This window comes from Roseibium suaedae (genome assembly GCF_900142725.1).
Taxonomy (GTDB): Bacteria; Pseudomonadota; Alphaproteobacteria; order Rhizobiales; family Stappiaceae; genus Roseibium; species Roseibium suaedae.
The window spans coordinates 39,042-63,845 of the sequence record NZ_FRBW01000003.1 but is presented as its reverse complement, the minus strand read 5'-3'; the positions used below and the strand labels follow the sequence as shown (position 1 = coordinate 63,845).

Annotated in this window: 25 protein-coding genes; 8 read left to right on the top strand and 17 right to left on the bottom strand. The window is 59.0% G+C overall.

The features are described 5' to 3' along the window. The first annotated feature begins 135 nt into the window (after nt 1-135). Genes BUA94_RS13985 through BUA94_RS13975 form a run of 3 tightly spaced genes read left to right on the top strand, consistent with a single transcriptional unit; the run spans nt 136 to nt 2,284 of the window. The gene (locus BUA94_RS13985) at nt 136-936 is read left to right on the top strand and encodes a crotonase/enoyl-CoA hydratase family protein (protein ID WP_073013956.1); all 801 of its coding nucleotides are present in this window, start codon (nt 136-138) and stop codon (nt 934-936) included. Beyond that, nucleotides 933-1,412 carry a MarR family winged helix-turn-helix transcriptional regulator gene (locus BUA94_RS13980; RefSeq protein ID WP_073013955.1) on the top strand — a complete coding sequence of 160 codons (480 nt, stop codon included), beginning with the start codon at nt 933-935 and terminating at the stop codon, nt 1,410-1,412. Before BUA94_RS13985 ends, BUA94_RS13980 begins: the two co-directional genes overlap by 4 nt. Further along, the gene (locus BUA94_RS13975) at nt 1,409-2,284 is read left to right on the top strand and encodes an amidohydrolase family protein (RefSeq protein ID WP_073013954.1); all 876 of its coding nucleotides are present in this window, start codon (nt 1,409-1,411) and stop codon (nt 2,282-2,284) included. The genes BUA94_RS13980 and BUA94_RS13975 overlap by 4 nt, the downstream gene beginning before the upstream one ends. 403 nt (nt 2,285-2,687) lie before the next feature. On the opposite strand, the gene BUA94_RS13970 is transcribed toward BUA94_RS13975, so the two are convergent. The 3 genes from BUA94_RS13970 to BUA94_RS13960 are packed head-to-tail and all read right to left on the bottom strand — an operon-like array spanning nt 2,688 to nt 7,416. Next, entirely contained in the window at nt 2,688-3,857 is a 1,170-nt protein-coding gene (locus tag BUA94_RS13970) for an osmoprotectant NAGGN system M42 family peptidase (RefSeq protein ID WP_073013953.1), read from the bottom strand. Continuing rightward, nucleotides 3,854-5,638, bottom strand: coding sequence for an N-acetylglutaminylglutamine synthetase (ngg, locus tag BUA94_RS13965; RefSeq protein WP_073013952.1), 1,785 nt, complete (start codon nt 5,636-5,638; stop codon nt 3,854-3,856). The genes BUA94_RS13970 and ngg overlap by 4 nt, the downstream gene beginning before the upstream one ends. A gap of 2 nt (nt 5,639-5,640) precedes the next feature. After that, complete coding sequence (locus BUA94_RS13960; RefSeq protein WP_073013951.1) at nt 5,641-7,416, bottom strand: N-acetylglutaminylglutamine amidotransferase; 1,776 nt, start codon at nt 7,414-7,416, stop codon at nt 5,641-5,643. 85 nt (nt 7,417-7,501) lie between these two features. On the opposite strand from BUA94_RS13960, the gene BUA94_RS13955 reads away from it, so the two are divergent. Next, nucleotides 7,502-7,984: a MarR family winged helix-turn-helix transcriptional regulator gene (locus BUA94_RS13955; RefSeq protein WP_073013950.1), complete on the top strand. Its 483-nt coding sequence runs from the start codon at nt 7,502-7,504 to the stop codon at nt 7,982-7,984. Between the two features lie 360 nt (nt 7,985-8,344). On the opposite strand, the gene mazG is transcribed toward BUA94_RS13955, so the two are convergent. From mazG to BUA94_RS13905, 12 genes are all read right to left on the bottom strand, one after another. Beyond that, on the bottom strand, nt 8,345-9,166 hold the full coding sequence (gene mazG / locus BUA94_RS13950; RefSeq protein WP_073013949.1) for a nucleoside triphosphate pyrophosphohydrolase: 822 nt from the start codon (nt 9,164-9,166) through the stop codon (nt 8,345-8,347). A gap of 43 nt (nt 9,167-9,209) precedes the next feature. After that, nucleotides 9,210-9,503 (bottom strand): hypothetical protein, encoded by a 294-nt coding sequence (locus BUA94_RS23345; protein ID WP_139251140.1) that lies wholly within the window; start codon nt 9,501-9,503, stop codon nt 9,210-9,212. Continuing rightward, complete coding sequence (locus tag BUA94_RS13945) at nt 9,500-10,639, bottom strand: ABC transporter permease (RefSeq protein WP_073013948.1); 1,140 nt, start codon at nt 10,637-10,639, stop codon at nt 9,500-9,502. Before BUA94_RS13945 ends, BUA94_RS23345 begins: the two co-directional genes overlap by 4 nt. Further along, nucleotides 10,636-11,505 (bottom strand): ABC transporter permease, encoded by an 870-nt coding sequence (locus BUA94_RS13940; RefSeq protein WP_073014373.1) that lies wholly within the window; start codon nt 11,503-11,505, stop codon nt 10,636-10,638. The genes BUA94_RS13945 and BUA94_RS13940 overlap by 4 nt, the downstream gene beginning before the upstream one ends. A gap of 50 nt (nt 11,506-11,555) precedes the next feature. Beyond that, entirely contained in the window at nt 11,556-12,743 is a 1,188-nt protein-coding gene (locus BUA94_RS13935) for a hypothetical protein (RefSeq protein ID WP_073013947.1), read from the bottom strand. Further along, nucleotides 12,743-13,186: a hypothetical protein gene (locus BUA94_RS13930; protein ID WP_139251139.1), complete on the bottom strand. Its 444-nt coding sequence runs from the start codon at nt 13,184-13,186 to the stop codon at nt 12,743-12,745. Before BUA94_RS13930 ends, BUA94_RS13935 begins: the two co-directional genes overlap by 1 nt. Before the next feature lie 145 nt (nt 13,187-13,331). Continuing rightward, on the bottom strand, nt 13,332-14,111 hold the full coding sequence (locus BUA94_RS13925) for an ABC transporter ATP-binding protein (protein ID WP_073013945.1): 780 nt from the start codon (nt 14,109-14,111) through the stop codon (nt 13,332-13,334). Between the two features lie 495 nt (nt 14,112-14,606). Beyond that, on the bottom strand, nt 14,607-16,064 hold the full coding sequence (hydA, locus tag BUA94_RS13920) for a dihydropyrimidinase (protein ID WP_073013944.1): 1,458 nt from the start codon (nt 16,062-16,064) through the stop codon (nt 14,607-14,609). Nucleotides 16,065-16,115: 51 nt separating this feature from the next. Then, on the bottom strand, nt 16,116-16,604 hold the full coding sequence (locus BUA94_RS23340; protein WP_139251138.1) for a hypothetical protein: 489 nt from the start codon (nt 16,602-16,604) through the stop codon (nt 16,116-16,118). A 100-nt stretch (nt 16,605-16,704) separates the two neighbouring features. Continuing rightward, nucleotides 16,705-17,955 carry a Zn-dependent hydrolase gene (locus BUA94_RS13915; RefSeq protein ID WP_073013943.1) on the bottom strand — a complete coding sequence of 417 codons (1,251 nt, stop codon included), beginning with the start codon at nt 17,953-17,955 and terminating at the stop codon, nt 16,705-16,707. A 13-nt stretch (nt 17,956-17,968) separates the two neighbouring features. Next, complete coding sequence (locus BUA94_RS13910) at nt 17,969-18,307, bottom strand: cupin domain-containing protein (RefSeq protein WP_208980102.1); 339 nt, start codon at nt 18,305-18,307, stop codon at nt 17,969-17,971. 49 nt (nt 18,308-18,356) lie between these two features. Next, nucleotides 18,357-19,685 (bottom strand): omega-aminotransferase AptA, encoded by a 1,329-nt coding sequence (locus tag BUA94_RS13905; protein ID WP_073013941.1) that lies wholly within the window; start codon nt 19,683-19,685, stop codon nt 18,357-18,359. A gap of 472 nt (nt 19,686-20,157) precedes the next feature. Between BUA94_RS13905 and BUA94_RS13900 the strand changes: the two genes are divergently transcribed. The 3 genes from BUA94_RS13900 (at nt 20,158) to arfB (ending at nt 22,232) form a co-directional block, all read left to right on the top strand. Beyond that, entirely contained in the window at nt 20,158-20,835 is a 678-nt protein-coding gene (locus tag BUA94_RS13900; protein ID WP_073013940.1) for a TetR/AcrR family transcriptional regulator, read from the top strand. Continuing rightward, the gene (locus tag BUA94_RS13895; RefSeq protein ID WP_073013939.1) at nt 20,832-21,494 is read left to right on the top strand and encodes a TetR family transcriptional regulator C-terminal domain-containing protein; all 663 of its coding nucleotides are present in this window, start codon (nt 20,832-20,834) and stop codon (nt 21,492-21,494) included. Before BUA94_RS13900 ends, BUA94_RS13895 begins: the two co-directional genes overlap by 4 nt. A gap of 318 nt (nt 21,495-21,812) precedes the next feature. After that, nucleotides 21,813-22,232: an alternative ribosome rescue aminoacyl-tRNA hydrolase ArfB gene (arfB, locus tag BUA94_RS13890; RefSeq protein ID WP_073014372.1), complete on the top strand. Its 420-nt coding sequence runs from the start codon at nt 21,813-21,815 to the stop codon at nt 22,230-22,232. Between the two features lie 28 nt (nt 22,233-22,260). Here arfB and BUA94_RS13885 read toward each other — a convergent pair whose 3' ends face one another. Both BUA94_RS13885 and BUA94_RS13880 read right to left on the bottom strand, forming a co-directional pair. Further along, a complete protein-coding gene (locus tag BUA94_RS13885) occupies nt 22,261-22,683 on the bottom strand; it encodes a VOC family protein (protein WP_073013938.1) in 423 nt (140 codons plus the stop codon). A 22-nt stretch (nt 22,684-22,705) separates the two neighbouring features. After that, the gene (locus tag BUA94_RS13880) at nt 22,706-23,209 is read right to left on the bottom strand and encodes a gluconokinase (protein WP_073013937.1); all 504 of its coding nucleotides are present in this window, start codon (nt 23,207-23,209) and stop codon (nt 22,706-22,708) included. A 308-nt stretch (nt 23,210-23,517) separates the two neighbouring features. On the opposite strand from BUA94_RS13880, the gene BUA94_RS13875 reads away from it, so the two are divergent. After that, on the top strand, nt 23,518-24,804 hold the full coding sequence (locus BUA94_RS13875; protein ID WP_073013936.1) for an amidase family protein: 1,287 nt from the start codon (nt 23,518-23,520) through the stop codon (nt 24,802-24,804).

Here is a 24,804-nt window from a genome sequence, read left to right as displayed (position 1 = left end):
CCTCCTCCTCGAGAAGTGCGCCTATAAATGCTTTGCATGATAATTGTTTCCTTGTAAACATTTTATGTGTAGTCTTTTTTCAAGCTCCTGAAACGGTGCAGGACAAGACGCGGCGACAAGAAGAATGGGTGAGGAATGACTCGAGCGGATCAACAGCCTCTGGTGACCTATGAGCTTTCGGAGGGGATCGCCCTGATCGGGCTGAACCGGCCGGAAAAACGCAATGCAGTCAGCGATCGGGTGATCGACGCCCTGTCTGCGGCCATCGACCGGGCTGACCGGGAAGCCAAGGCGGGCGTTCTGTTCGGCGCCGGAAACCACTTCTGCGCCGGGCTTGATCTGGCAGAACATGCCGAGCGCACCCCCATCGAGGGTATCCGCAATTCCCGGGGATGGCATGCGGTCTTCGCGAAGATCGAATTCGGCATGATCCCTTGGGTCTCCGCACTGCATGGTGCTGTCGTTGGCGGCGGGCTCGAGCTTGCAGCTTCCACCCACATCCGTGTGGCCGACAAGAGCGCCTTCTTCGCGCTGCCCGAGGGCCAGCGCGGCATTTTCGTCGGCGGCGGCGGCTCCGTGCGCATCCAGCGCCTGATGGGCACTGCCCGCATGATGGATCTGATGCTGACCGGCCGCTCCCTCAATGCGGAGGAAGGCGAGCGCGTCAATCTGGTTCAATATGTCGTCGAGACGGGAGAGGCCCGGGCAAAGGCCGTCGAACTGGCCAAGAAGGCCGCGTCCAATGCAGAACTTTCCAACTACGCCGTGATCCATGCGCTGCCGCGCATTCATGACATGGCCCGGGAAGACGGTCTCTTCACCGAATCCTTCGTCGCCTCCTTCACCACCACCACGGATGAAGCCAAGGAACGCCTCAGGGCCTTCCTGGAAAAGCGGGCGGCAAAAGTACACAACCCCAATGGAGGCAACGCATGAGCCTGGATATGCTTGATCCGCAGGTCCGCGACGGGATCAATCTCGGTGGACTGGAACAGTCTCTCGGCTTTCTGCTGCGTGTCTCGCAGTTGAAGGTATTCGACCACTTCTTTGAAAAGCTTGGCCATATCGGCCTGAAGCCAGGTGAATATTCCGTGCTCTGGGTGATCAGCCACAACCCGGGCATCCGTCAGGGGCAACTGGCCCAGAGCCTGGCGATCAAGAATGCTCACATGACCAAACTGATCCGCAGCTTCGAGGTCTATGGCTTCATCGAGCGCCGCATTCCGGAAGAGGACCGCCGCTCGGTGGAACTGTCCCTGACCGAACAGGGCGAGGCCTTTGTCGCCCGCCACAAGCCGGACTTCTTCGGCTACATCCAGTCCCTGGACAGTCCGCTCGATGAAGGGGAGACCCGCGAGCTGATCCGTCTTCTGGCAAAGTTCTCAGGCATTTCGAGGGAGAGCGTTCAATGAATATGGACGACATCATCGCCATCGACTTCCACACCCATGCGGAAGAGCCGTGCTGCGGTCACCGGGACGATGGCTATGACGAGTTTCAGGCCGGAATGGCCAAATATTTCAGGAACCCTGCCGGCGCAAAGGGCATGCTGCCGACGGTTCGTGAAACAGCTGTCTATTACCGTGAACGCAAGATCGCCTGCGTGATCTTCCCGGTGGATGCGGAGCGGGAAACCGGTTTCCGGCGCTATTCCAATGAGGAAGTGGCGGAAATTGCTGCCGAAAACGCGGATATCATGATCCCCTTTGCCTCCATCGACCCGGCCAAGGGCAAGGTTGGAGCCCGCGAAGCCCGCCGCCTGGTGCGGGAATTCGGTGTCAGGGGCTTCAAGTTCCACCCAACCATGCAGGGCTTCTACCCCAACGACCGCAATGCCTATGTTCTTTACGAGGCCATTGCGGAGGAAGGCGCCATCAGCCTGTTCCACACCGGCCAGACCGGCGTCGGCGCAGGCATGCCGGGCGGTATGGGCATGCGGCTGAAATACTCCAATCCGCTCTATCTCGATGATGTGGCGGCCGACTTCCCGACCATGCCGATTATCCTCGCCCATCCGTCCTTCCCCTGGCAGGAAGAAGCGCTGTCAGTCGCAACCCACAAGCCGAACGTCTACATCGACATGTCCGGCTGGTCGCCGAAGTATTTCCCGCAGATCCTGATCCAGTATGCCAACACGATCCTGAAGAAGAAGATGCTCTTCGGCTCGGATTGGCCCGCGATCACCCCGGACCGCTGGCTTGCCGATTTCGAGAAGATCGACATCCGCGACGAAGTCCGCCCGTTGATCCTGAAGGAAAACGCCCGCGCGCTTCTGAAGCTTTGAGTGGATCTGGGCCTGATCATGCTCAGGCCAGCCCCACTGCTGTCCGGTTTAAAATCAACTATGGTTGATGGACGCCGGTTCGGCAGGCTCCAATCTCCCCCCTTGAGGGGGAGATGCCCCCAAAATTGGGGGCAGAGGGGGGTATAAGCCCATCGGAACATTCCAACTTATTCGGAATATGCCGAAGCCTTACCCCCCTCTGTCAGCTATCGCTGACATCTCCCCCGCAAGGGTGGAGAAGAGTGTATGCCGCACGCCTTTCGTGCCTCATCCAACTTTGAGCCGGAAATAAGCTTAGATTTCATCATCTTTGATGAAGTCCCGGAATTAAACCGGTCAACGTTGGGTTTAGCCATGGCATGCTGTGTCTGGAGCGGATACGCCACGACACCTTGATGCAGCCTTATTCCTCCGCTTCGGGCTCCGGCTCCTCCACCTCAGGCGCCAGGGTCTGTTCGGCCTCTTCGACCTGCTGATGCGTAAAACCCTTGAGGCCGCTGAAATTGCGGGTGTCGCGGGTGATGGCCAGCGGGCTCAGGGCATAGGCAGCGGCAAGTTCCGCCAGAGAGCGCAGAGCATGCATGTGGATGCGCTCATAGCCATGGCTGGCGTCGATCCCGAAGGTGATGAGGGCCGTGCGCACATCCGCCCCGGCCTCGACGGCAGCTGCCGCATCCGAACGGTAATAGCGGAACACGTCCTTCTGATGCTTGATCTCATGGTCCCGGCAGAGCTGGGCCAGCTTGCGCGAGAGATGATAGTCGAAAGGTCCGGTCTGGTCGGCCATCGCAATCGTGACGCCGAATTCCTCGGACGCTTGCCCCGGAGCGCTTGTGCCATTGTCGATCGCGACAAGGGAGGCCACATCCGGCGGCAGGATCGAGGTTGCCCCGTGCCCGGTTTCCTCGGCGATGGTGAAGAGCCAGTAGATGTCGACCATTGGCGTTTCGCCCGAGGCAATCAGTGCCTTCAATGTCGCCAGCATGACGGCGACCCCGGCCTTGTCATCCAGATGCCGGGACACGATGAACCCATTGTCCAGAAACTCGGGCTGGGGATCGACCGCAACAATGTCGCCAATATCAATGCCGAGCTTCTTCACATCCTCCGCTGACTTCGCATAGGCGTCGATGCGCAGTTCCACCGTGCGCCAGCTGACGGGCAGGGTGTCCACTTCGTCATTGAACGTGTGGCCGGACGCCTTGAGCGGCAGGATCGTGCCGCGGTAGGCGCCCTTTTCCGAGAACACGGTCACCCTTGCGCCTTCGGCAAAGCGGGAAGACCAATGCCCGATCGGCACCAGTTCCAGACGGCCATTGTCCTTCAGGAATTTCACCTGGGCTCCCAGCGTGTCCACATGGGCAACGAACGCGCGGGCAGCCTTTGGCGAATGCCCCTTCATGCGCGCCCGGATCGCGCCGCGGCGGGTCAATTCGTACTCGATCCCCAGCTGTTCCAGCTCCTCGCAGACATGCCGGGCGATCTCGTCCGTGTATCCGGTGGGGCTGGGGATCGCCAGAATGTCCTGCAGCACCCGCGCCAGATAGGCGATGTCGATGGCGACCAGGCTCATGCGGGCCTCCGGCTGATGGCGTCCCGCACCGGCTGGGGCACGGACAGGGGAAAGAGGAAATCGACAAACCGTTCAGCCGTCGGCTGGGGCTCATGATTGGCAAGACCCGGCCGCTCATTGGCCTCGATGAAATGGTATTGCGCCTCGCGAGGCGACTTCACCATCAGGTCGATGCCGGTCACGGGAATGTCGATGGCCCGGGCAGCTCTGATCGCGGCCTCGATCAGGGCGTGGTTTGTCTCGCCGGTCACGTCATGGATCGTGCCGCCAGTGTGAAGATTGGCAGTCTTGCGCACACGGATGACCCGGCCTTCCTCCAGCACGGTCTCAAGATCGCAGCCAGCGGCGGCCAGGCAGCGGATCGTTTCCGCATCCACCGGAATGCGGGATTCGCCCCCGGTGGCGGCGGCACGCCTGCGCGACTGGGCCTCGATCAGGTCTCCAACTGTCGCCCTGCCATTGCCCATGACTTCCGCAGGCTTACGAATCGCGGCAGCGACGACCTTGAAGTCGATGACAACCAGCCGCAGATCGTCGCCCTCAACGAATTCCTCCACCAGCACCTCGGAGGAATAGGTGCGTGCGGTGGTGATGGCGGCCTGCAGGTCGTCCATGGTGCTTATGCCGATGGAAATGCCCTTTCCTTGCTCTCCACGCAGGGGCTTCACCACCACCTGGCCATGCTGGGCCAGAAAAGCCTTCAGTCCCGTTTCGTCGCCAGCCAGGATCTGCTGCGGCACCTTCACGCCAGCACTCGAAACGATCCGGTGGGTTGCTGCCTTGTCATCGCAGATGGACATGGCAACACCGCTGGTGAATTCGGACAGGGACTCCCGGCAGCGCACGGAGCGTCCGCCATAGGACAGGCGGAAGAAGCCGCCGTCCGCATCCATGATCTCGGCCCTGATGCCCCGGCGGCGGGCCTCATTGACGATGATGGCAGCATAGGGGTTCAGCCGTTCCTCGACACTGGGACCCGCATAAAGCGCTTCGTTGATGGTGTTCTTGCGCTTGACCGTAAAAACCTGCACCCGCTCGAACCCGAGCTTCTCATAAAGCCCGATGGCCATGTCATTGTCATGGAGCACGGACAGGTCGAGATAGGGGATGCCGAGACCGCGATATTGCTCCGCCAGCCGGCGCACCAATGCCTCGCCAATTCCCGGAAACCGGGCCTGGGGCGAGACCGCAAGGCACCAGAGCGACGATCCGGGATCGGCCCCGTTGGTCGCGGCATTGTGGTTGACGCCCATGGCCGTTCCCACAATCGCGCCGGTCTCGTCTTCCTCGGCCACAAGAATGGTGATTTCCCGCTGGTCCATTCCGTTCCAGAAGAACTCCGGCGATACGGGCACCATCTTCCGGCTGGCGTATAGAACATTGATTGCATCCGCATCCCGCCGGGAGGCAAGCCGGCGCACGGTGAAGCCCTTCCTACGGCTGCGGGCAGGGCGATAAGTGGCAAGGTTCAGACGGAACGTGTGGGACGGATCCAGGAACAGTTCCTGAGGCGCCTGACCCAGCAGCACATGCGGATCACGGACATAAAAGGCAATGTCCCGCCTGTCCGGACCTTCCTCGCGCAGCATTTCGATCAGATCTGCAGGCTCCTGGAAAGTGTGACCGAAGATCAGGCGGCCCCAGCCACAGTCCACGAAGCGGTTCTGCTGGTCCAGAGGCGCATCCGGCCGCACCTTAAGATCCAGGGCCTGATCCTTCATGCGCTGGAACCGCTGGCCATGCGCCTTGCGGCGGGGGCGCGCAATTTCACTTTGTGCCATGCTCAGATCTCCTGGGCCTGAAGCCACATTTCCAGCAAGGCTGCCTGCCACAGCTCGGACCCGTTTAGCTTGGTGATGTAGCGGGTCGGGTCGGCAAAGAGCTTGTCCAGCCACTCGGGACGGAATAGGCCGCGCTCGCGGGCCTTGTCATTGGTCAGCGCGTCGCGCACCAGGGTCAGCGTGTCGCCCTGAATGTATTTGAGCGCAGGCACGGGGAAATAGCCTTTCGGCCGGTCAATTACGGCAGAAGGGACCACCAGGCGGGCAGCTTCCTTCAGGACGCCCTTGCCACCCTGAGCGAGCTTATGCTCTGCCGGAATGCGGCCGGCTAGTTCCACCAGCTCATGATCAAGGAAGGGAACGCGCGCTTCCAGGCTCCAGGCCATGGAATGGTTGTCCACCCGCTTGACCGGGTCATCGACCAGCATGACATTCGTGTCGAGTCGAAGCGCCTTGTCGACCGGATCTTCCGCCCCCGGACGGGCGAAATGCGCCTCCACGAAGGCCCGGCTTTCGTCCCGCTCTGTATGATAGGCGGGAGCCAGGGCCTCCATCATGGCTTCCTCGGACCGGTCGAAGAAGGCATTGGCGTAATCGTTCACCGGATCGTTGGAGCCCTGCATCTTGGGATACCAGTGATATCCGGCAAAGACTTCATCCGCCCCCTGACCGGATTGCACCACCCGGATGTGCTTGGAGACCTCCCGCGACAGGAGATAGAAGCCGATGTTGTCATAGGACACCATCGGTTCCGACATTGCCTTGATGGCCGCCGGCAGGTTCTCCTGCATTTCCGAAGAGGGAATGAAGATCTTGCGGTGATCCGTGCCGTAGTGCTCGGCGATCAGGTCGGAATACTGGAATTCATCGCCCTTTTCGCCATTGGCCTCTTCAAAGCCGATAGAGAAGGTCGCGAGATCCTTCTGTCCCTGTTCTGCCAGAAGGCCGACGATCAGGCTGGAGTCCACACCACCCGACAGCAGCACGCCCACGGGAACGTCTGCGACCATGCGGCGACGCACAGCCGTACGCAGGCCTTCCAGCACCATGTCGCGCCATTCTTCCGCAGAGCGGTTCATGTCTTCAGACGACTTCTCGAACGCCGGCTCCCAATAGGTGAAGTCCCGGGAGGAGCCGTCTGCCTCGATGGTGCGGACTGTTGCAGCATTCAGCTTGCGCACGCCATTGAGAATTGTCCGGGGTGCAGGCACCACCGCATGCCAGCTCATATAGTGGTTGAGCGCGATCCGGTCGATGCTCGTGTCGACATTGCCACCAGCCAAAAGCGCGGGCAGGGAAGAGGCAAAGGCAAGGCGCTTGCCGCTCTCGGAATAATAAAGCGGCTTGATGCCGAACCGGTCGCGGGCAAGGTGAATACGTCCGCTGTCATGTTCGTGAATGGCGACAGCGAACATGCCATGGAAGCGGCTGAAACACTCGCGGCCCCATTCAGAGAAGGCCTTGAGGATCACTTCCGTATCACTGGTGGAGGCAAAGAGATGCCCCTTGGCCACCAGTTCGGTCCGCAACTCCTTGTAATTGTAGATGCAGCCGTTGAAGACCAGGGTAAGGCCCAGGCCCGCATCGGTCATCGGCTGCGTGCCCTTTTCAGACAGGTCGATGATCATCAGCCGGCGGTGGCCGAAGGCGACGCGCCCGCGCATGGTCACGCCCATGGCGTCCGGTCCCCGGGCTTCCATGGCCTTGGCCATCCGGTCGACGCGGGCCGTGTCGGCCAGACCATCGTTGAACACCACTTCTCCGCAAATGCCACACATAGGCTTCAAATTTCCTTGTCTGTTATCGATCGGCTAGATACATAGAGCCCTAATCGTTCGAGTTCAAATCATCAGAGTTATAAATATGCAGACCGAAAATCCCGCCCGCGTGTTCAAGGCGATCCGGCGCATTGTCCGCGCCATCGACCTGCGCTCGCGGGAGGTGGCCAAAGTGTCCGGTCTGACCATCCCCCAGATCGTTGTCCTTCAGGCCATCCGTGACCTTGGCAAGGTCACGACAAAGGCCCTGTCCGACCATGCCGACCTCTCCTCCGCGACGGTGGTAACGATCCTGGACAAGCTGGAGGAAAAGGAGCTTGTCGGGCGCTACCGCTCGGACACGGACCGGCGGATCGTGCATGCTTTTCTGACAGATAGAGGCGTGGAGGTGATGGCCAAGGTGCCGGGCCTCCTGCATGAGGATTTCGGCAGAAAATTCGACCAGATGTCCGATGAACAGCGGCTGGTTCTGGTGTCCTCAATCGAGGCAATCGCCGAAATGCTCAATGCTCAGGATCTGGACGCCGCCCCGATCCTGACGACGGCGGGCGACCTTTCGGGGAAATAAGCCGTCACCCGGACCTGCAGCCCGGCTTCTCCCTGATGGAGAGGTGGCGCGTATCCACAAGAAGCATGGAAGGTCGTTTCCGCTGGAAAAATACGGAATTCGACAAGAAGCCCATCCTTCGAGACACCGCTGCGCGGTTCCTCAGGATGAGGTGTTGTGTGGATTTTCCCTGTTTCTACGCGGTTTCAACACGACATCCTCATCCTGAGGAGCAGCATCAGCTGCGTCTCGAAGGATGGGCGGCAGGCTAAATCGATCCGGGTCTGTCCTGCACGCAGCCGCTTTATGACCCCACTCAACCACCCGTCTCCCTTGGGGGAATCCTGTGTGAGGGGATTTGAGCCCGTCCTCACACGTCTTCTATTTTTTCTTCGCGGCCTGCCAGACGGCTTCCATCTCATCGAGGGTCATCGCGTCCAGCGTTGTGCCGGTGTCTTGTGCATGATCCTCGATGGCGGCAAAGCGGGTGCGGAACTTGGTATTGGTGCGCTTGAGGGCCGCTTCCGGGTCGATGTCCAGATGACGGGCAAGATTGGCGAGAGCAAAAAGTGTGTCGCCCAACTCATCCTCGATGCGCGCCCGGTCCGGATTGCCGCTGGTCAGCTCGGCTTCCAGCTCCCTGGTTTCCTCACGGATCTTGGCGAGAACCGGCACCGGATCGCCCCAGTCGAACCCGACCTTTGACGCCCGCCGCTGCAGCTTTTCCGCTTCGACCAAGGCCGGAAAAAGCGCCGGGACATCATCCAGAAAGCGCTTCTTCTTGTCAGGCAATCCCAGCGCTTCGCGCCGGGCCGAGCGCTCGGCCTTTTCTTCTGCCTTGATCCGGTCCCACATGCCCTTGGCCATTCCGGAAGACCGGGCGTCTTCATCCCCGAAAACATGAGGATGACGGCGGATCATCTTCTTCGTGATCGCTTCCACCACATCGGCAAAGTCGAAGTGGTCTTCCTCCTCAGCCATCCGGGCGTGATAGACCACCTGCAGGAGAAGATCTCCCAGTTCCTCGCGCAGATCGTCCATGTCGCCCTGGCGGACCGCATCGGCGACCTCGTAAGCCTCTTCCAGCGTATAGGGCACGATGGTCTCGAAGGTTTGCTCCAGATCCCAGGGGCAGCCGGTCACCGGCGTCCTGAGCGCCGCCATGATTTCAACGAGACGGGAGACATCGCGTGCCGGTTTCATCGGATTTCCTTGAGACTTGAGTTTGTCATTCCGAGCGGGTCTATCACTTCTCAAGCAATTTTCTCACCTCGGTTGATGAGGGTCTTGAAGGAACCACATCAACCATCGCCGTTCCGGAATCAGGCGCTGTGGACAGCCAGCTTGCGAGAAAATAGCCGTAATAGATCAGCAGGCAAAAGACAGTGAATGCCAGAAAGGGTTTGTTGAACCTTCCAGGACTTTCACCGTTATCCGACGGACCGGTTCGCCTGTTCCAATACGAGGTGAGCTTTCCAACAATCGCTATAGCTATCGCCGGAATAACCAGGGTCTCGGAGATGAGGTTCCAGATGTTCATCCCCGCTGCGACGGATGCCAGAAGGTGAGACGCTTTTCGAGAAGTGCGACAAGACCGTAGAACAGTGACCCGGCGAGGGCTGCGACAGCAATCTCCGCCCAGACCATGTCCACATTCATGCGGCCCACTTCCGTTGAGATACGGAACCCCATGCCGACGATCGGCGTGCCGAAGAATTCCGCCACGATGGCACCGATCAGCGCCAGGGTGGAGTTGATCTTCAGCGCGTTGAAGATGAAGGGCATGGCCATCGGTAGGCGCAGCTTGACCAGCGTTTGCCAGTAACCGGCGGCATAGGTGCGCATCAGGTCTTTCTGCATGGCGTCGCTGGCAGCTAAGCCGGAGACCGTGTTCACCAGCATGGGGAAGAAGGTCATGATGATCACGACCGCGGCTTTGGACGGCCAGTCAAAGCCGAACCACATGACCATGATCGGCGCGACACCGATGATCGGCAGAGCGGACACAAGATTGCCGATCGGCAAAAGCCCCCGCCGCAAGAACGGCACCCGGTCGACCAGGATTGCGATGACGAAACCGGCACCGCAGCCCGCCGCATAGCCGAAGAGAACGGCCTTCAGGAACGTCTGCTGGAAATCGGCCCAGAGCGTGGGAACCGATCCGGTCAGCCGAAGCCAGATTTCAGAGGGCGCCGGAAGGAGAACCTTCGGCACGCCGAAGCCAGTGACGACGATCTGCCACAGGATCAGCAGCCAGACGCCAAAAAGCAGCGGAATGGCAAGATTGATGACCCGCTTTGCCCCAAGTCCGACGGCCTGCCAGGCGGCAAGCCGCTCGACAAAGAGCCAGCCGCATGTCCAGGCCGCCAAGGTGAGAAGCCAGAAGCCGCCACTGGAAGACGCCGGGTGCTCGGAGACGGTCTCAATCAACGCATAAGCGGAGAAGAGCGAGGAGAACAGAATGGCGATGTCACCGGGCAGGCGGCGGATGAAGCCGAGGGCAAAGGCACAGCCCAGAACGGCCAGAAGCACCGCGGCAATCGTCAGGCGCGGCACGGAGACGATCGGAAAATCATCGCCAAACGCATTACTCAGAAGCGAGGCAAGGGCGAGAAGTCCGGTGGCGGCCGACAGGATCAGCGCATTGCCGCGCGGGCGCAGGAAACACTCGTTCATTGTGCCATTCCCATCCGTTTCAGCGTGATCTTTTCCGCAATTCCAATCAGGCCGACGAGAGATCCGGCGAGAAGCGCCGCCATGATCAGGGCAGACCAGATCTGGACGGTCTGGCCATAGTAGGACCCGGCCAGAAGACGGGCACCAAGGCCTGCTACGGCGCCAGTCGGCAATTCACCAACGATGGCGCCGACGAGGCTTGCGGCAATGCCGATCTTCATCGACGTGAAGAGATAGGGCACCGCATAGGGCAGGCGCAGCTTCAAAAAGGCCTGAAGCTTCGAGGCACTATAGGTATGCATCAGGTCCAGATGGATGATTTCGGGCGAACGCAGCCCCTTCACCATGCCGACCGTCACCGGGAAGAACGACAGGTAGGTGGAAATCATCGCCTTGGGCAGAAGACCCGAAATGCCGACCGCATTCAGCACCACGATGATCATGGGTGCGATGGCCAGGATCGGAATGGTCTGAGAAGAAATCACCCAGGGCATCAGGGACTTGTCCAGCACTCTTGAATGGACGATGCCAATGGCAATCAGAACGCCCAGCAACGTGCCAATGAGGAAGCCGAGGAGCGTCGTCGAGAGGGTGATCCAGGTGTGATAGACGAGGGAGCGCTTGGAGGTGACAGCCTTTTTCACCGTCGTGTCCCACATCTCGGCAATCACCTGATGGGGCGCTGGCAGCACGGGCCGCTCCTGTGCCAGCGTATCACCGACAAGCTGGCTGAAGGGCACATCGCTCTGGTTTGCCCGCGCATAGGTGTCGCGCTGGAATGGCGTGTTGAGCACCACCGCAGCCACATACCAGATGGCAAGAAGTGCCAGAACCACGACGATCACAGGGCCGGTCGTGCCACGCATCAACCCGGCAAACGGATTTGTGCTCCGGGAAGCGGGAAGGGTGGAAGCAGTCATGCGGCACTCCTGTCGGTTATGCTGAGGCCCTTGTCAGAAGTCATTTGAATGAGAATTTCTTCAACTTTCCTGGCTTCAGAATACGTCAGGTTGCGACCAACACTGTGTGTTGAAAGCCCGTAGTCAAATCTGACCTTGAACGCAGGTTTGGTCTTCACATCCTCTTCGGAGAGGTATTCATCAATTTCAGAACAAACGGATATATTCGAAATCAGGCATCTCTCAAACAAAACGTCCTTCGAGGAAAATAATGAGCTGGATGATTTGCGCAAATCGTCCCCGTCGACCGCGACAACCTCACGAAAAGTGAGGTCTTGCAAAAGCATGCAGGCGAATAAAATAAAAGGAGTGAAAATTATAAGTAAATAGGCAATAAAATCTACAAATCCAACATCGTCAAAAAATAATTTTGGGAAAAAATAAAACATGGCAACAAATGCGTTCAACATATTCAGGCTGAATTTCACCCTAGAGTATATTTTTACCTCGCCGGAGTCAGGACAAAACTCAACCTTGCCACTATTGGAATCGTCAGATATCACGGGCAATTGGCTTTGAGTTTCCAGGGGACCCTGAATGCTCAAGGGAAGCAAGCCTGGGGTTGTTTCGTAGAATTCAATATTCTCAACCGGTGTGGATCTGACGATTTCGAACGCGACAGTATTCGCCTCCGCATGACAGGCTCCTGAGAGGATAACTTCTCGCTTTCCAGCGTATTCAAGTTCGACGCGATATTTTTTTCTTGCATAAGGCCTGCCCGGAATTGGCCTGGTTACAGAAACCGGCGCTACAATTATTCGCTCGATCGCGTCGCTTTGAAAAACACGGCGCTTCATCAAGAAGAAATTTCTTCGAATAAAATCGATGTTCGATTTCGTAATAATAAAAGAAAACGAAACCGGATATTTAGTGCGATTTAAATATTCCCAGAACGCGAACAGAATTATAAAAGCCAATATCGATGATTGCGGCAGTGAAAAATAGACCATGACGGCAGTTGAGAGAGCTATGTAGGTGAGCGTCAAAAAAATGAACACGGGACCATCGAGGGAGCCTTTGAGTTCCACTCGTTTCGAACGCTTAAAATAGGAAAAACTCAGGCGCTCTGAGTGATTTGGATCGTATACCACGCCTGCATCTACTTTAACCTTTTCCTGCCCGGTCTGGGTGGCTGTCCGCGCCATTAAATAGTCCTCCCATCCGGGAGTCTCTGGTTGATGCCTTCAGCAATCGCTGCTGCTTCTGATTTTTCTATCCAGTCGGTAATCATGAAAGTTGTGCTCGGGAACCGGAGGCGGACAAAATACTGACCAGGTTCAGGGGTTTCAGCTGTCCCGTCCGTTTTCCCGTCATCACGATGGCAAACTTCAGCACTCACAACCTTCGCCATTCTGAAAGACTTGTATTTAACCTTCACGTTGAAAAGCTTGTTTGACATCACAACGCGATCACCAACCTCGATGACCCTTGCACCAAACTTACCCCACAGAAAGGAAAGCAAAAGCCACCTGTACAAGTACATGGTAAAGAGAAAGAACAATGCTGCCAACGTGATGTGCTGCCATTCAAAGGTTGGGAGCGCCCGCGGTAACCCTGTTGCATAATCCCACACCAACATTCCAGCCATCAGTATGCTCAACGGAATTGCAAGCAAGTCGTACCAACGACAACGCTGCGCGAATTCGAACTCCGTGCGCTCCCCAACGTCTGTTCTCGTCAGGCGTGCCGATACTGTTGCCGGACTGGAGGCGAACCCGAGCGCTTCAGAGGCCTCAATCCTCATAGCTGTGCCCCGCCTTCAGCCCCTCACGCACACGATGGGCGATCTTGAGGAATTCCGGGGTTTCGCGAATGTCCAGCGTACGCGAACGGGGCAGGTCGCTTTCGATCACGTCATAGATCCGGCCGGGGCGGGGGCAGAGCACGACGATCTTGGTTGAGAGGTAGACTGCTTCCGGGATTGAATGGGTCACAAAGACGACGGTCTTGTTGGTCTTCTCCCAAAGCTGATGAAGCTGGTCGTTGAGATGGTCGCGGACGATCTCATCCAGCGCGCCAAAAGGCTCGTCCATGAGCAGAAGGTCCGGCTCGACGGCGAGGGCGCGGGCAATCGAAGCGCGTTGCTGCATGCCGCCGGAGAGCTGCCAGGGGTATTTCTTCTCAAAGCCGGAAAGGTTCACCAGCTCCATGTTGCGCTTGATACGCTCGCGCTGCTCGGCCCTGGACAGGCCCATGATTTCCAGAGGCAGGGCAATGTTGTTCTCGATCGTACGCCAGGGGTAGAGCGCCGCAGCCTGGAACACATAGCCATAAGCCCTTGCAAGACGGGCCTGATTGGGCGTCATGCCATTGACGGAAATGGTGCCGTCGGTTGGCTGTTCCAGGTCGGCGATGACACGCAGAAGCGTGGTCTTGCCGCAACCGGACGGACCGATAAACGAGACGAAGTCGCCTTCCTCGATCTTCAGATCGATCTCGGACAGCGCATGCACCGGGCCGTCATTGGTCTGGAAGGTGAGCGACAGTTTTTCGATGTCAATTACGCTGCTCATTTAGGCCTTGTCCCCAACCCTTCGCGTTTGTTTCAACCCGCTTCTAAAGTGCATTATAGTAAGAATTACTAGAGCGACGCACAAAATTGGGAGCAGGAAATTGGCATAAACCACAATATATAGTCCCCAAGGAGCATCACAATTGAAGATGACCATGCCTAGATCATTCGGATCTCCGGAATTGCTTACTAGTGTTGGTGGTGCATTACAAAACTGGATTTCCGAATACGCATAGTAGGCACAGCCCACCGCTGACAGGAGACCGAGGCCTGCCCCCCAAAATGGGTGCAGCCATCGCGAAAGAATGGCGATAATTGCCCAAATTCCAAGAAATGGGACAATAACACCGAATACTATGACGAAAAGAAAGCGCTCGTCGGTCAGGAGCGAGCCCAAAAATTCGGCATAGGTTGCGATAGCATGTAAAGCCCGATCTACAGATGAGTTCGTACTCATCTCGTTAATCTAGCAGCTTGCAGCACCTGGTTGCTCTCCTCACACGCCGCTGGCGGGAATGCCGCTGCGCTCCACCTTGCGGGGAGCCGTCAGTTCCTTCCAGGTGGACAACGCCTTGGAGACGGCCGGATAGGGCTCACGCTTGACGAACTTGCCATGGCCCTGGGCGGGCTTGATCTCGCCGTCGACCAGCGCCACGCGGCCCCTGGTCAGCGTGAAGCGCGGCAGGCCCTTGACGGTCTTGCCCTCGAAGACGTTGTAGTCGATGGCCGACTGCTGGCTGGAGGCCGAGATCGTCTTGGTCTTTTCCGGATCCCAGACCACAAGATCCGCATCCGCGCCGACCAGCACCGCACCCTTCTTCGGATAGACATTCATGATCTTGGCAATGTTGGTGGAAGTCACCGCCACGAATTCGTTCATGGTCAGGCGGCCCGTGTTCACCCCATAGGTCCATAGCATCGGCATGCGGTCTTCGAGGCCGCCGGTGCCGTTCGGGATCTTCGTGAAATCACCGGCTCCATAGCGCTTCTGGTCCGTGGTGAAGGCGCAATGGTCGGTGGCGACCACCTGCAGGGAACCGCTGGCAAGACCCGCCCACAGGCTGTCCTGATGCTGCTTGTTGCGGAAGGGCGGCGACATCACCCGGCGGGCAGCATGATCCCAGTCCTTGTTCATGTATTCGCTGTCGTCCAGCGTCAGGTGCTGGATCAGCGGCTCGCCATAGACGCGCTTGCCGGCCTGGCGGGCCCGGCGGATCGCCTCATGGGCTTCCTCGCAGGAGGTGTGAACCACATAAAGCGGCACGCCCGCCATGTCGGCGATCATGATGGCGCGGTTGGTGGCTTCGCCTTCCACCTGGGTGGGGCGGGAATAGGCGTGGGCTTCCGGACCGTTATTGCCCTCTGCCAGCAGCTTGGCGGAAAGGTCTGCAACCACATCGCCATTTTCCGCATGAACCATCGGCATGGCACCAAGTTCCGCACAGCGCTGGAACGAGGCAAACATCTCGTCGTCCTGCACCATCAGGGCCCCCTTGTAGGCCATGAAATGCTTGAAGGTGTTGATGCCCTTCTCGCGGACGACGGTCTCCATTTCGTTGAAGACCTGTTCACCCCACCAGGTGATCGCCATGTGGAAGGAATAGTCGCAATGAGCCATGGAGGACTTGTTGTCCCACATTTGCAGGGCTTCCAGCAGGGACTGGTTCGGCGAGGGCAGGGCGAAGTCGACCACCATCGTGGTGCCGCCTGCCAGCGCAGCACGGGTGCCGCTGTCGAAATTGTCGGCGGAATAGGTGCCCATGAAGGGCATCTCCAGATGGGTGTGGGGATCGATGCCGCCCGGCAGGATGTAGCAACCGGTGGCATCCAGGGTCTCGTCACCGGACAGATTCGGCCCGATCTCGATGATGGTGCCGTTCTCGATCTTCACATCCGCTGCATAGGTCAGATCGGCTGTTACCACCGTCCCGCCCTTGATCACCTTTGTTGCCATTTCTTGCTCCTGAATAGTTCAGTTCCCAGTTTTCCCGCTTTGGAAAAGCGACTACTTGGGGACGTCCAGAACAGATAAATCTTCATCAAACTTCGAAAAACCATCCAAACCAAACAGCACAGGAATCGGCCCATCGTCCGGAACACAGCCCCGATCTTTTCCTGCATGAATTCTTGAGTGGGCTAGGATAACGTCATTTGGATTGGTCGACCCGACAGGAGCATGTATCATCAGGAATGCTCCATCTTTTGCTCCGTAGACGACCATGAACGGAACTCCTTGTGGAGGCTCCGAGCGCACCTTGTTGTTCGACTTCAATACTGACGTGAATTCCTTTTCCCCGCCGGTAGGGACCGAGCACAAGTCTTCAATCCAAGCGTATGCAGTCTCGCCAATTTTGAGGCTTGCGAAAGTTCTTTCGCTTCCAAACGATTGGGACACATCGAAAGTTGCTGCCAGAGCAGAAAGAACGGAAATGTAGCCAATTGATTTTCTAGTTAAGACCACATCTGTTCTCCGTAGTTTTTCAGGGTCATACAAATCTGCACTCTTCTTGGAGTGTTCTCCAAGCTAGATTTCAATGCTGGCGACCTGATCCCGTACTGCCCCGACCTGACGCCGGGGCGTGCAAGTCTATTTCTCACTCCACGATCCCCGCCGTTTCCAGCACAGCATGGAACAGCACGTCCGTTCCGGCCTTGGCCCATTCCTTGGAGATTTCCTCGGCTTCATTGTGGGAGAGGCCGTCGACGCAGGGGCACATGACCATGGTGGCAGGCGCCACCTTGGCGGCCCAGCAGGCATCGTGTCCGGCGCCAGAGATGATGTTCATGTGTGAATAGCCAAGACGCTCGGCAGCCTTGCGCACATTGCCGACGAGTTCCTCGTCAAAGGTGACCGGATCGAAATGGCCGACCGCCTCGACAGAACAGCCAACGCCGAGATCTTCGCAGATCCTGGCTGCCTCCGCCTCGATCTTCGCCCGCATGCGGTCCAGCTTTTCCTGGGAGGGCGTGCGGATATCGACAGTGAAGACGACCTTGCCCGGCAGGACATTGCGGGAGTTCGGTGAGAAATTGACCTGGCCAACGCCGCCGACCGCGCCCGGCTGTTCGCTCATGGCGACGTCCTGTACCATTTCCAGGATACGGCTCATGGCAAGACCTGCGTTGACGCGCAGGGCCATGGGCGTGGAGCCGGTATGGGCTTCCTTGCCGGTCAGGGTGAATTCCAGCCACCACAGGCCCTGGCAATGGGTGACGACACCAATGTCCTTGCCCTCGGCTTCCAGGATCGGGCCCTGTTCGATGTGAAGCTCGTAATAGGCGTGCATCTTGCGGGCACCGACTTCTTCGTCGCCCAGCCAGCCGATCCGCTCCAACTCCTCGCCATAGGTCTTGCCCTCAAGATCCTTGCGGCCATAGCCGTATTCGAGGCTGTGAACGCCGGCAAAGACGCCGGAGGCGAGCATGGCAGGCGCAAAGCGCGCGCCTTCCTCGTTGGCCCAGTTGGTGACGACGATCGGGTGCCGGGTCTTGATGCCGAGATCGTTCATTGAGCGCACGACTTCCAGCGCGCCGAGAACGCCGAGGACGCCATCGTATTTGCCGCCGGTCGGCTGGGTGTCGAGGTGTGAGCCGACATAGACGGGCAGGGCATCCGGATCGGTTCCGGGCCGGGTCATGAACATGGTGCCCATCTTGTCGACGCCCATGGTCATGCCTGCGTCTTCGCACCACTTCTGGAACAGCTTGCGGCCTTCGGCATCCTCATCGGTCAGGGTCTGCCGGTTGCAGCCGCCCGCGATGCCTGGTCCGACCTGCGCCATTTCCATCAGGCTGTCCCACAGCCGGTCGCCGTTGATCCGAAGGTTTTCGCCTGGGGCTGCCATCTTGGAAAGTCTCCTATTTCAATTCGGTCTCGACGAAGGACATGGGCACGTCCCCGCCGTTGATTACATTGTGTTCGACGCCTTCATGACGGCGGTAAACCGTGCCGGCGGGAATGAGGGCTTCACGGGAGGTGCCATCCGGCTCCTCAAGCACCATGCGGCACTCGGTCAGCGTCGTGATCACATAGTCCATGCCGTGCCTGTGCCAGCCGGTCTCGGCGCCGGGTGCGAAGTCAAACCGCGTGACCCGCACGCGCGCATCATCGATCAGCAGTTCTGCAGTGGCTTGAGGTCTGGTCACGTGCTGGATCCTTCCCGGAAATGGTTTCCTGTCAGGCTGAGGCTTCGTCATTCAAGGCGAGCGAGAGGCAGCAAAAGAGCGCCGCCTCTCGTCTGTTTCCTTAAGCGATGGCGTGAAGCACCTTGCGCAGCTTGTCGAACAGCTCGTCGATCTGAGCCTTCGAGATGATCAGCGGCGGGGACAGGGCGATGATGTCGCCGGTGGTGCGGATAAGGATGCCGTCATCATAGGCCTTGAGGAAGGCAGAGAAGGCACGCTTGGTCGGTTCGCCCGCAATCGGCTCGAGTTCGATCGCGCCGATCAGGCCGAGGTTGCGGATGTCGATGACATGCGGGCAATCCTTGAGGCCGTGCAGACCGTCTTCCCAGTACTGGGACAGCTCGGACGCACGGGTCAGCAGACCCTCTTCCTCGTAGGTGTCCAGGGTGCCGAGGGCTGCGGCGCAGGCAACCGGATGGGCCGAATAGGTATAGCCGTGGAACAGCTCGATCATGTGCTCCGGACCATTCATGAAGGCATCATAGATCGAGGAGGAGCAGAAGACCGCACCCATCGGGATCACACCCGATGTGATGCCCTTGGCGGTGGTGACCAGATCCGGCGTAACGCCGAAGAAATCGGTGGCAAACGGCGCACCAAGACGGCCGAAGCCGGTGATGACTTCGTCGAAAATCAGCAGGATGCCATTGTCGTCACAGATCTTGCGCAGACGTTCCAGATAGCCCTTCGGCGGCAGCAGAACACCGGTGGAGCCGGCCACCGGCTCAACAATAACGGCTGCGATGGTGGAAGCGTCGTGCAGCTGGATGATGCGGATCAGGTCCTCGACATATTCCGCGCCATGTTCCGGAATGCCGCGCGAAAAGGCGTTGCGTGCCGGATCATGGGTGTGGCGCATGTGGTCCACGCCAGTGAGCATGGTGCCGAAAGTCTTGCGGTTGGAAACGATACCGCCAACGGAAATGCCGCCGAAGCCGACACCGTGATAGCCGCGCTCACGGCCGATCAGACGGGTCCGGGTGCCCTGACCGATGGACCGCTGGTAGGCGAGGGCGATCTTCAGCGCCGTGTCGACGCTCTCGGAGCCGGAATTGGTGAAGAACACATGATTCAGCGGGCTCGGCATCATCGCTGCCAGGCGGGCAGCCAGTTCGAAGGCCTTGGGGTGCCCCATCTGGAAGGCCGGTGCGTAGTCCAGCTCGGCAATCTGTTTCTGCACCGCTTCCACCACCTTCGGACGGCTGTGGCCGGCGTTGCAGCACCACAGGCCTGCCGTGCCATCCAGCACCTGGCGGCCATCGGACGTGGTGTAATGCATGTCCTTGGCGCCAACGAACATGCGCGGCGCCTGCTTGAACTGCCGGTTTGCCGTAAACGGCATCCAGAATGCTTCCAGATTGTTTGTCGCGGCTGATGTCGGATTCGACATACGTCCTCCTTGCGGCACGCGGGGTCTGCGGGCCGGATCTGCTGGTTCTAAAGGGCGCGGAGAAGCTTCCTGTCTCTGTCCGAGGCTGTCAGGTCCGGCAGATCCGGTTACCGATCAGACTCCCGCGACAGGCTGGCCACCCGGGCTGTTCCCACTGTGACATCTTCCAAGGGACTTGCCAGTCCCCTTTTGAAGCGCCGGTACATTCTCTGGAGCGGTGCCATTGTTCCGGCACCCAGGTGCTGTTTTCCAGCATCCCGTCATTTTGTTTGTATCTTCTTCCGTCAGCGGACAGGTGCCGCCACAGATCCGCGGCAATGCTGCGGAGAGACAGACGAAACCTGACCAAACGGTCAAGAAGACGTTATGAAGACTTGACCAAACGGTCAAGATGATAATTCAATCGGCATGCTGAAAACTTGATCAGGGACCGAACTTGCCCGAAAAGCCCCAATCCACGGCTTCAAGCCCAATGTCCGCCCAGGACGCAGCCCTGCCGACGCCGCGCTCTCTCGCGCGGGCCGAGACGGAGCGCCTGATCCTGAAGGCGGCAGAAGACGTGTTTGCCGAATACGGCTTCAAGGGCGCGACCACCGGCAAGATCGCCGACAGGGCAGGCATCCCCAAGGCCAACCTGCATTACTATTTTTCGACCAAGGAATCGCTCTACCGGCAGGTGGTGGAAAACATCTTCCAGATCTGGCTGGATGCGGCCAACACCTTCGATGATTGCGACGATCCGGAGGAGGCGCTGACCCGCTACATCAGCGCCAAGATGGACATCTCCCGTCAGCACCCGATGGGGTCCAAAGTCTGGGCAAACGAGATCCTGCACAAGGCTCCCGTCATCCAGGACTATCTGGAGACGACCCTGGGAGACTGGACCGACACGCGAATTGCCGTGATCAAGCGCTGGATCGCGGAAGGCCGGATGGCCCCGATCGATCCGCGCAGTCTGCTTTACATGATCTGGGCCACCACCCAGCACTATGCGGATTTCAACCACCAGATCCACACGCTGAACCATGGCGCGCCGCTGAGCGATGCCCAGTTCGAGACGGCCAAGGCAACTGTCGTGGCAATCATTCTGGCAGGCGTCGGCATCCGGCCGGCAGGTCTTGGAAAGCAGAAGAACGGGAGCGGGGCATGAGCGGGGCAAAACGCCAGACCAGGAAGCCGCGCCCGGAGGGACTGAGCCGGATTCAGGAGATGAACCGGGCCAAGATCCTGGATGCGGCCCTCGGCCAGTTTTCCAGGTACGGCTATTCCGGCACGACGATCGAGAAAATCTCGGGCGAGGCGGGCATGTCCAAGTCCAATCTGCTCTATTATTTCGCGTCGAAGCCGGACATCTACGAAGCGGTTCTGGAACATATTCTCGACGTCTGGCTGGCGCCCTTGCGCAGTCTCGATCCGGAAGGGGATCCGGCGGCGGAACTCTCCGCCTATATCCGGCAGAAGCTGCAGATGTCCGCCGAACGGCCTGAAGCATCGAGGCTTTTCGCCAATGAGGTGATGCAGGGCGCGCCGCGTATCCGGCGGGTTCTGGAGGAAGATCTGAAAGGCTTGGTCGCGGAGAAGTCCGAGGTCATCCGGCACTGGATGGCCGCGGGCAAGATCCGCCAGACAGACCCGGTGCATCTGATCTTCCTGATCTGGGCCATGACCCAGCATTATGCGGATTTCCAGACCCAGATCGAGGTTCTGACCGGCCGCACCCTGCAGGATCCGGACTTCCGCAAGGGGGCTGAAGAAGCCGTGATTGCCATGGTGCTCAGCGGGCTCGGGCTGGTTCCGAAGGACCGTTGAAGGACAAACGAAAGTCCAGGGCACCGTTTTTTCTCCAGTACTTTTGACCGTGCCTGCGAGTTGAGGCAGCCTTGGAGCGACTCACACGCGCGGAATGGGAACGAAATGGCTGGCAATGACGGGCAAAATGGCAATCCTGGCCGGGGGCCGGGAACGGTGCCCGGCACAGAGAGTGGTCAATTTCAGGACCACGGTTCAGGCAAAAGTTCGGGCAAAGTTTCGGGCCAACCAGCTGACCGGGCGCAGGGCAGGGCGACGGCCCCTGCGACAAATCAGGCGCCAAACCGGCCTCCCAGCCGTGGCCTTGGGCGTCGACGGATCGCAGTGACGGACCGGTTTGCCATTTCGGAAAAAGACCTGTCGGAGGATTTTGTCCGCGCCTCGGGCCCGGGCGGCCAGAATGTCAACAAGGTCTCCACCGCCGTCCAGCTTCGCTTCGATCTTGCCGGCAACGACACGCTACCGGAAGACGTGAAGGCGCGGGCAGGACGGCTCGCCGGAAGCAGGCTGATCCTTTCCGGTGAAATCCTGATCCAGGCCGATAGGTTCCGCACCCGTGAGCGCAACCGCGAAGACGCGCTTGAACGGCTGGTGGCCCTTTTGGAAAAGGCCTGCGAACGGCCCAAGCCACGCAAGGCAACCAAGCCGACGCTTGGATCAAAGAAGCGCCGGCTGGAAACAAAAAAGCAGCGCGGCGAAATCAAGAAGATGCGCGGCCGCTCCGGAGCTTTTGACTGAACCGTCAGATCCGGGATTTCAGGCGCGCTTATCCGGCACCGCCCGCCAGACGGCTCGGACCGGTGAACTGCACCAGATCCCAGAGATTGCCATAGAGGTCCTTGAACACCGCGACGGTGCCGTAGTCTGCTTCGTTGGGAGGCCGCACGAACTCGATGCCCCGGTCCTGATAGAGCTTGTAATCCCGCCAGAAATCATCGGTCTGCAGAAACAGGAACACGCGCCCGCCAGCCTGATTGCCGACAAAGGGCTCCTGTTCCGGCTTCGAGGCTTTTGCCAGAAGCAGCGAAGCCCCGCTTTGTCCCTTCGGCCGCACAGTGACCCAACGCTTGTCCTGCTCGGGCTGATAGGTGTCCTCGATCAGTTCGAAACCGAGTTTCTCCGTATAGAACGCGATCGCCTCGTCATAGTCTCGAACGACGAGGGACATGAGGCACAGGGACTGGTTCATGACTGGATCCTCAAGGGATTGTTCAAGCCTTTAAAGACGTGAAATGCTGCTTCAGCCGGCTGATGGATGTATCCAGATCTTCGGCGATATCGACGGTCACCACGTCCTCGTCCGCAGCAGGCGCTTCAAGCGCGGCAAACTGGCTCTCAAGCAAGGAGACCGGCATGAAGTGTCCAGGACGGGACTGCATGCGCGCGCCGATCAGCTCGCGGCTTCCGGCCAGATGCACGAAAGTGACCGGTCCACCGGCAGCCTTGCGGATACAATCCCGGTAGCTGCGCTTGAGCGCTGAACACCCGATGATCATGGATCCGGCACTTCGCGCCAACTCCTGCCCGACAATGTCCAGCCAGGGCCAGCGGTCCTCATCGGTGAGGGGCGTGCCTGCAGACATTTTCTCGATATTGGCGGCAGGATGAAGGCTGTCACCATCCAGGAAGGACCAGCCCAATGCTTCGCCGAGCCGCTCGCCTACCGTCGTTTTGCCGCAACCGGCAACGCCCATGATGATGACCATTTGTTTCATGTCTTAGCGCCCCATTCTGCCGAACTGCGTGGCAACTGTCTAAGGCGGCCGGGACCTAAAGGCAAGAAACGACGAGCGTTTCCGCTGTCATATGATGTTTCACGGAGTTATTTATCCAGCTAAATTAATCCGTGAAACAGGGCCCGGAGACCGAATTGCGCTTACAGATCCTGCACCTTTCTTTCTCCGCTAGGGATGGAAGTGCAATCGCCAGTTCAAGGCGGTGCGATTGCATTTTGGACTACAAGAGCCATGCCGTTTCGGCTAAGCCGGATTGTGGAACGACAGAGCAAGCGGGAGCGGGCGCAATGACTTCGAGAACGGATTTTTCCTGGGCAGCGGCTTCCGCGCCTGAGCGTCTTGAGGCAGCTCTTGCCCGGATCAAGTCCGATCCCTCGGCAGCGTCCGTCTACATCAGTGCGTTTACTGATACGGCCCGAGCTCAGGCGGTGAGTGTGGCAGAAGCTGGTGACGCGTTGCCGCTTGCAGGCGCTCTTGTCAGCATCAAGGCTCTGTTCGATGTTGCAGGAGAAGTGACAAGCTCGGCCGCCAAAGTCATGACCGCCAATGAGCCCGCACAGGCAGATGCCCCCTGCATCGCCCGCCTCAGAAGCGCTGGTGCGGTGTTCACCGGCCTTACCAACATGTCGGAATTTGCCTATTCCGGGCTTGGGCTCAACCCGCATTACGGCACCCCGGACAATCCGGCCTATCCAGGCTGCGCGCCCGGTGGCTCCACCAGCGGCGGCGCGGTCGCCGTGGCGCTCGGCCTGTGCGACATTGCCATTGGCAGCGACACCGGCGGTTCCCTTCGCATTCCGGCCGCATTTACCGGCATTACCGGGTTCAAGCCCTCTCAAGCCAGCGTGCCCATGGCAGGCGGCAATGCCCTGTCCGACACGCTCGACAGTTTCGGCCCCATGGCCCGCACCGTTGCGGCCTGCGAACTTGCCTGGCAGATCATGGCAGGACGCCCCGCCGAGCCCGTCAAGGCTCAGACGCGGCGCCTGATCGTGCCGCTGAACTTCGGTCTCGACGTTCTCGACCCAGAGGTCGCCGCCGGATTTGATGACCTGAAGCAAAGACTGATTCAGGCGGGGTTCGAGATCACCGAAAGACCCATCGAAGCCATCGAATTGCACAAGGCGATCGCAGCCTGGCATCTGACGTCGGTGGAATCGCGTGCCCATTACGAAACCCAGTTCCAGACAAGAGCCAGCGAGTTTGATCCGCGCGTTCATGCAAGAATGGCGAAAGCCGACGAGATATCTGCAGTCACCTACCGGCAGAGCCTGAACCGACACTACGAATTCGTCCGTGCCTTTGCTGCTGAGCTTGGCGATGATCTGCTTCTGCTGCCCACCGTTCCGATCCTGCCGCCTGCACTGAGCGACTTGCAGGACGACGAGGCTTTCGGACGGTTCAACCTGCTTGCCCTGCGCAATCCCTCGCTTGCCAACAGCGCTGATGGCTGCAGCGTGGCTCTGCCGTTCCAAAGCCAGGGCAAGGTTCTAAGCGCCATGTTGATTGGCGCAGGGGGCATAGACGACATCCTGCTTGCTGCCGCCAAGGCCGTCGAAGAGGCACTGTCCTGA